The sequence below is a fragment of the Enorma burkinafasonensis genome, assembly GCF_902150035.1.
In the GTDB taxonomy this organism is placed as follows: domain Bacteria; phylum Actinomycetota; class Coriobacteriia; order Coriobacteriales; family Coriobacteriaceae; genus Enorma; species Enorma burkinafasonensis.
This window is the reverse complement of sequence record NZ_LR597533.1, coordinates 1-6,275: the sequence shown is the minus strand read 5'-3', so window position 1 is coordinate 6,275 and position 6,275 is coordinate 1. Positions and strand designations below refer to the sequence as shown.

Annotated in this window: 3 protein-coding genes; 1 reads left to right on the top strand and 2 read right to left on the bottom strand. The window is 68.1% G+C overall.

Going from position 1 to position 6,275, the window contains the following annotated elements:
• Window positions 1-291 precede the first annotated feature (291 nt).
• Entirely contained in the window at window positions 292-1,368 is a 1,077-nt protein-coding gene (locus tag FS885_RS09625) for a type IV toxin-antitoxin system AbiEi family antitoxin domain-containing protein (RefSeq protein WP_144744821.1), read from the top strand.
• 402 nt (window positions 1,369-1,770) lie between these two features.
• Here the strand turns inward: FS885_RS09625 and FS885_RS09620 are convergent, their stop codons facing one another.
• Together FS885_RS09620 and hisS are read right to left on the bottom strand one after the other, a co-directional pair.
• Window positions 1,771-4,614 (bottom strand): phosphoenolpyruvate carboxylase, encoded by a 2,844-nt coding sequence (locus tag FS885_RS09620; protein WP_144744820.1) that lies wholly within the window; start codon window positions 4,612-4,614, stop codon window positions 1,771-1,773.
• A 101-nt stretch (window positions 4,615-4,715) separates the two neighbouring features.
• Window positions 4,716-6,029 (bottom strand): histidine--tRNA ligase, encoded by a 1,314-nt coding sequence (hisS, locus tag FS885_RS09615; RefSeq protein WP_144744819.1) that lies wholly within the window; start codon window positions 6,027-6,029, stop codon window positions 4,716-4,718.
• Window positions 6,030-6,275: the final 246 nt, after the last annotated feature.

Here is a 6,275-nt window from a genome sequence, read left to right as displayed (position 1 = left end):
CATCTCCACCATTCCTTCAACTGGGAAAATGCCGCCCCCGGGGCCCGGATAGGACCTCGGGGGCGTTCGGTTAACTGCGGGAGCGTGCCGTCAGCTCAATGTGTTCGGTTGGGATCGGAAATCAACCTCCCTTCGCAGCGCGGGTCCGCAGGTCACGGTTGTGCCGCGCCCACCTGCCGACCGTCGAACGGATTCTGCGTTTCCCCAGCCATTTCTGCATTATTATTACGACAGTAGCGACACCGTATGCAGGCGTCGCATCTCAGCCGCCACGCGATCGATGGGAGCGCCATGAGTAAAGCCAACGACCGCATCCTCGCCGATCTCTTTGATGAGGCCGAGGCAAGAGGAACGTGCCTGGTCGTCGAGGACCCGGCCCTTCGGGCGCTGCTGAACCGGCGCGCCGCCGCCGGCTCCGTCGTGCGGCCCGAGCGCTCGCTCTTCGCCCGCCCGGAGTACTGGCACGCACTCAAACCCGATGCCCAGGCGCTCCATATCGTGCGCGGCATGCAGAAGCTCCATCCGGATATGGTCTTCTGCCACGAGACCGCAGGCCTCGTGTGGGGGCTGCCCATCTCCAACCCGCGCCTCGCGACCGTGCACGTGGCCACCACGCAGGAGCAGCGCCGCCGGGCGACCGGGCGCATCGCACGGCATATCGTCGGCGACGACGTCGAGGTCGTCGACGGTATCTCCGTCACACCGCTCGCGCGCACCGCTTTCGACTGCCTGCGCACCAGCTCCTTCACCGAGGGGCTCCCCATCGCGGACCGCGCACTTGCCCTCAGCGGCTCGAGCCGCTCTGCCATGCACGCCGCGTTTCGCGGATTCGGCGCGCACTGCCAGGGGGTCAACCGCGCCGTCGGCATCATGAGCTATGCCGACCCGCGCAGCGAGAGCTGGCTCGAGTCCGCCGCCCGCGCCCTCATGATCACCCAGGGCTTCGCCCTCCCCGACCTGCAGGTCGAGCTGCCGCGTCCCGACGATTCCGAGCGCACCTACCGCGTCGACTTTCTTTGGAAGCTCGCGAACGGCGGCGAGGTCATCGGCGAGGCGGACGGCATCCGGAAGTACGACGAGGATGCCCGGGCCCTCGGCCGCACCGCGATCCAGGCGCTCGCCGCCGAGCAGCACCGCGAAGCCGAGCTCACGCTCTACGGGGCCCCGATCCTGCGCATCGCGCCCGAGGACATCAAGAACCCGCAGCTGTTCGTCGACAAGCTGGTCCGCTACGGCATCCCGCGCTCCGAGCGCGTCGCCGCCGCCATAAAGCGCCTCGCGACGATTCGGCCGCAATCCGCGCTGACCTACACGGAGATGGCGGTGCCGAGCGACGTCATCGAGCGGTTCCTGCGAAACCCCCAGTAGATACCTGCCATTTCCCATATCTCGACTTTCTATCGTACCTTTTCTGCATAACTGAGGGTACTATCGTACGTTTTCTGCATATCTCAATCCTCTATCGTACGATATATTCATTTTAATATATATTTTTGCATTTTTCTTACGATAAACTCATCGGAAATGCAGAATATGTACGATACCAGTGGTTCATCTGCATAATCCGTACGATAGAACAAGCCGTAGCATGAAACCCTCTCGTGATTCGGTACCGGGAACCACGCATAACCGAGCTGCGAGGCCCGCACGGCGGGCGACTCGGCATAGGAAAGCCGCCCGCGGGCATCGGACGGCTTTCGGAAAGCGATGGAGGGAGAGCCCGCGGTCGCGATGGCGCATGCCCCACGCGAGGCGGGCGCGCCGGCGCCCCTACCCCGTGTTCTGGAGCCCTGCGGAGACGCCGGTCACGGTCGAAAGGATAAGCGCCAGGTAGGCGGCCTTCTCCTCGGCGGCGAGCTCGTCCTGCTCGGCGCGGACCACGCGCAGCGCGCGGACCTGGGCGAGCGAGAGCACGTCGACGTAGGGGTTGCGCACGCGCACCGCGCGACCGAGCACGTGACGGTGCTCGAGCGGCCAGGCATCGCCCACGATCGCGAGCGTCCACCGGCGCGTGAGCTGCATCTCGTCGAAGACCTTGCGCGCGAGGTCCTCGCGGTCGCCGAGTGCGAGGTACATCTTCGCGATGCGGCCGTCGGTCTTGGCGATGGACATCTCGATGTTGTCGATGAACGTGGCGAACAGCGGCCACTCGCGGTAGGCCCGCCGCAGCAGCTCCAGGTCCCCCAGGGCCTCGCAGGCGCTGCCCAGCCCGTACCATGCCGCGAGGTTGATGCGCGCCTGCGACCAGGAGAAGACCCACGGGATGGTGCGCAGGTCGTCGAGGGACTGGGCGCCCAGCCCGCGCTTGGCCGGACGGCTGCCGATGGGCAGAAGGCCCACCTCGGTGAGCGGGGTCACGATCGAGAACCACGGCGCGAAATCGTCGGTGTTGAGGAGGTCGAGGTAGCGCTCGTGCGAGACGTCGTTCAGGCGGGCGGCCATCTCGGCATAGCGCGCGGTGGTCTCGGTGTTGACGCGCTCCACCGACGGCGCCGAGTTGAGCAGCGTCGCCGCGGCTACGCTCTCGATGTGGCGCCGCGCCAGAAGCGGGTTGCCGTAACGCGCGAAGATGATCTCGCCCTGCTCGGTCACCTTGAAGAAGCAGTTCACCGAGCCCGCGGGCTGCGCGAGCACGGCGCGGTTCGCCGGACCGCCGCCGCGGCCCACGGCGCCGCCGCGGCCGTGCATGAGCACGAGGTCGATGTCGTTGCGCTCTGCCCACTCGGCGATACGGGCCTGCGCGCTGTGCAGCGCGAGGGTGGCCGTGGTCGGGCCGGCGTCCTTCGAGGAGTCGGAGTAGCCGAGCATGACCTCCATGCGGCGCCCCGTACTCGCGAGGCGCTTCTGCACGGGCTCGAGCTCAAGCATGGCGTCGAGCACGTCCACGCAGCCCTCGAGGTCCTCGAGCTGCTCGAAGAGCGGGATCACGTCGAGCGCGGGCACGTCCTCGGCATGCGCGAAGGCGAGGTTCGCGAGCTCGTAGACGTCGGCGACGTGGCGGGCGCTCTTGGTGAACGAGATGATGTAGCGTCGGGCCATCTTCTCGCCGTAGCGCTTCTGGATGGAGCCGATCGCGCGGAACGTGTCGAGCACCTCGCGCGTCATGGGCGCGAGCTCGCCGCGCTCGCCATGCAGGCCGTGCTCGCGGATGTCCGCCAGCGCGCGCTCGTGCACGACCGAGTGCTGACGGAACTCCATCTCGACCATATGGAAGCCGAAGGTCTCGACCTGCCAGATGAGCGTCTGCACCGGCCCGTAGGCCGCGCGGACGGCGCCTGCGGCGGCGAGCGAGCGCTGCACCACGCGCAGGTCGGCGAGGAACTCCTCGGCGCTGCGGTACATGGTGTCGGCATTGCGGCGGATGGTGGCGTCGAGGCGGTCGGCCATGACGAGCATCACGGCGCGGTGCGGCTCGGAAGCAGAGATCCCCTGCGCGCGCGAGGTCAGGATCTCGCTCATCTCCACCTGGTGGTTCCAGAGGTTCAGCAGCTCCTCGGAGGGCTTGGTGTAGCGCGCCTCGAGCGTGAGGTTGCGCCCCACGCGGCGGCACTTCTCCTCGAGCTTCTCGAGCATATGCGTCGCGTACTTCGCGGCGACCTGGCGCGAGACCTTGGCCGTCACGTTGGGGTTGCCGTCGCGGTCCGACCCGATCCAGCTGCCGGGATGGAAGAACGCCGGGCACACGGGCGGCACCGTGCCGGCGTACTCGCCGAGCACCCAGTCATCGAAGCGGCGGTAGACCTCGGGGATGATGTCGAACAGCGTGTTGTCGAAGATGTCGAGGACGGTGTCGGCCTCCTCGAGCGGGGTCGGCTTGCTCACCGAGGTCGGCGAGGTGCGAACGAGCGCGTCGATTTCCTGCAAAAGGTGCCGCTCGTTCTCGACGAGCGCCGACCCACCCAGCTCGGGCCGCTCGTCGAGCAGACGGGCGATGCGGCGGATCTTGCCCTCGACGGCCTTGCGGCGCGCCTCGGTGGGATGCGCGGTGAAGACCGGGTGGAACTCGAGCCTGCCGAGCAGCTGCGTAGCCGGGCCGCCGCCGAGCTCGTCTACGAGCTGGCTGTAGGCGACGGTGAGCTCGTTGGAGGGGTCCACGAGCGCGTTCGGGGAGACCTCGCGCTCGCGGGCGCGCATGCTCGCGACGCGGTAGTTCTCCTCGGAGAGGTTGGCGAGATGGAAGAACGACGTGAACGCGCGCACCACCACCTGGGCGCGGTCGAGCGAGAGGCTGTCGATGAGTGCGACGGCGTCGCGGAACGCCTGCGCGCTCGGGGTGTCCTCGACGGGGATGCCCTCGGCATCGACGTGCTCGCCGGCGGCGGCGCCGCCCGGGTCGCCCTCGTTGGCCGCGACGACGCTGTTGAGCAACCGATCGAAGAGCTCGCAGAGCTCGGGGTCGTACTCGCGGAGCACCTTGCGCTCCAGGCGGAGGAATAGCGCCAGGCTCTCGCGCAGGCGCTCGGGAAGCTCGATCTCGGCGTAGCTGCGGATCGCCGAGGCGGTCTCGGTGCTGCTCAGGATGCGCGCGGGCGACAGCGCGGCGCCGGGCCGGTCGGCAGCGGCACCCGCTTCACGGCCTACCGTGCAGCGCGCGGGATCCGTCGATTCTGACATGGGGCCTCCTTCTTCTGGCGGCGCGCCTCCCGGGCGCGTCTCGCCACATTATAGGTAACCCCATCGTGAGGTGTATGAAGATACGCTGAGTAACGCAGCCGTTACCGCGCGGCGCGGATCGCCTCGACGATGCCGTCGACGGGCACGAGGCACTCCTCGTGGCTCACCATGTCGCGGAGCTTGACGGCCCCCTGGGCGAGCTCGTCGCCGCCCACGACAACCATGAGCGTCGCGCCGAGCTTGTCCGCCTGCTTGAACTGGCTCTTGAGCGAGCGGCCCTGGTAGTCGGCCTCGGTGCGGATGCCGGCCCGGCGCAGCTCATGCGTGATGCCGAAGACGCGCTCGCGCAGCTCCGCCCCGGCGTTCGCCACGTAGACGCACGGCTCGGCCTCGTCCGCGAGCTCGCCGCCGAAGGCCTCGAGCGCGAGCAGCGCCCGCTCGAAGCCCACCGCGAAGCCGACGCCCGGCGTGGGCTTGCCGCCCTCGAGCTCCACGAGGCCGTCATAGCGCCCGCCGCCGCCGATCGAGCCCACGCCCGCTCCGGGCGCCTCGACCTCGAAGACCGTGCGGGTGTAGTAGTCGAGCCCGCGCACGAGGGTCGGGTCCTCCACATAGGCGATGCCCGCGGCATCGAGATAGCGCTTGACCTGCTCGTAGTGGGCGGCGCACTCGTCGCAGAGGTGGTCGGGCGCGAGCGGCGCGCCCTTCATGACCTCGCGGCAGCGGTCGTTCTTGCAGTCGAAGGCGCGCAGCGGGTTCACCTCGGCGCGCTCGCGGCACTCGTCGCACATCTCGTCCGCGTGGTCGAGGATGAACGAGCGGACCTTCTCGCGGTACGCCGGACGGCACGCCGGGTCGCCCATGCTGTTGATGAGCAGGCGGAGCTTCGAGAGGTCGAAGCCCAGGCGCTGGTAGAACTCCATGAGCATGATGATGCACTCGGCGTCGGCGACGGGGTCGGGAGCTCCCAGCCACTCGATTCCGACCTGGTGGAACTGGCGCAGGCGGCCCTTCTGCGGGCGCTCGCCGCGAAACATCGCCTCGGCGTAGTACAGCTTGACGGGGCTCGCCCCCTGCGGGACCAGGTTGTTCTCCACGACGGCGCGCACCACGCCCGCGGTGCCCTCCGGGCGCAGGGCCAGGCGCTGCTTGGCCTTGAGCTTCGCGTCGGTGCCCTCGGCGAGCACGCGCTCCAGGTTCGCGCCCGAGAAGACGCGGAACATCTCCTTGCGCACCACGTCGGTCGACTGCCCGATGCCGTGCACGAACACGTCGACCTGCTCGATCGCCGGCGTCTCCACCTGCTCGAAGCCGTAGGGGCCGAACACCTCGGCCGCGATGCGCTGCATGCGCTGCCAGGCGCGCATCTCGCGCCCGATCAGGTCCCTGGTTCCTTCTGCCTTCTGTGCCTGCATGTACGGCCTTTCGTCACGTCATCGGGCGCCGCGCGCCCCTCATATCAACGCACCATTATAGACGGCGTCCACGCCGTGCGCGGTCGATATACTGGAAGGAAACGGCAACACCGAGCAAGCCTTGATTATCAACTTTATCCGAACACCTCCCACATTCATCCGCACATGTGCGGATGAATGTGGGAACCCGATACCCTGAGGGCCGGATCGGCCGGCCCCGGGAGATCGGAGGACGGCATGTCCGGA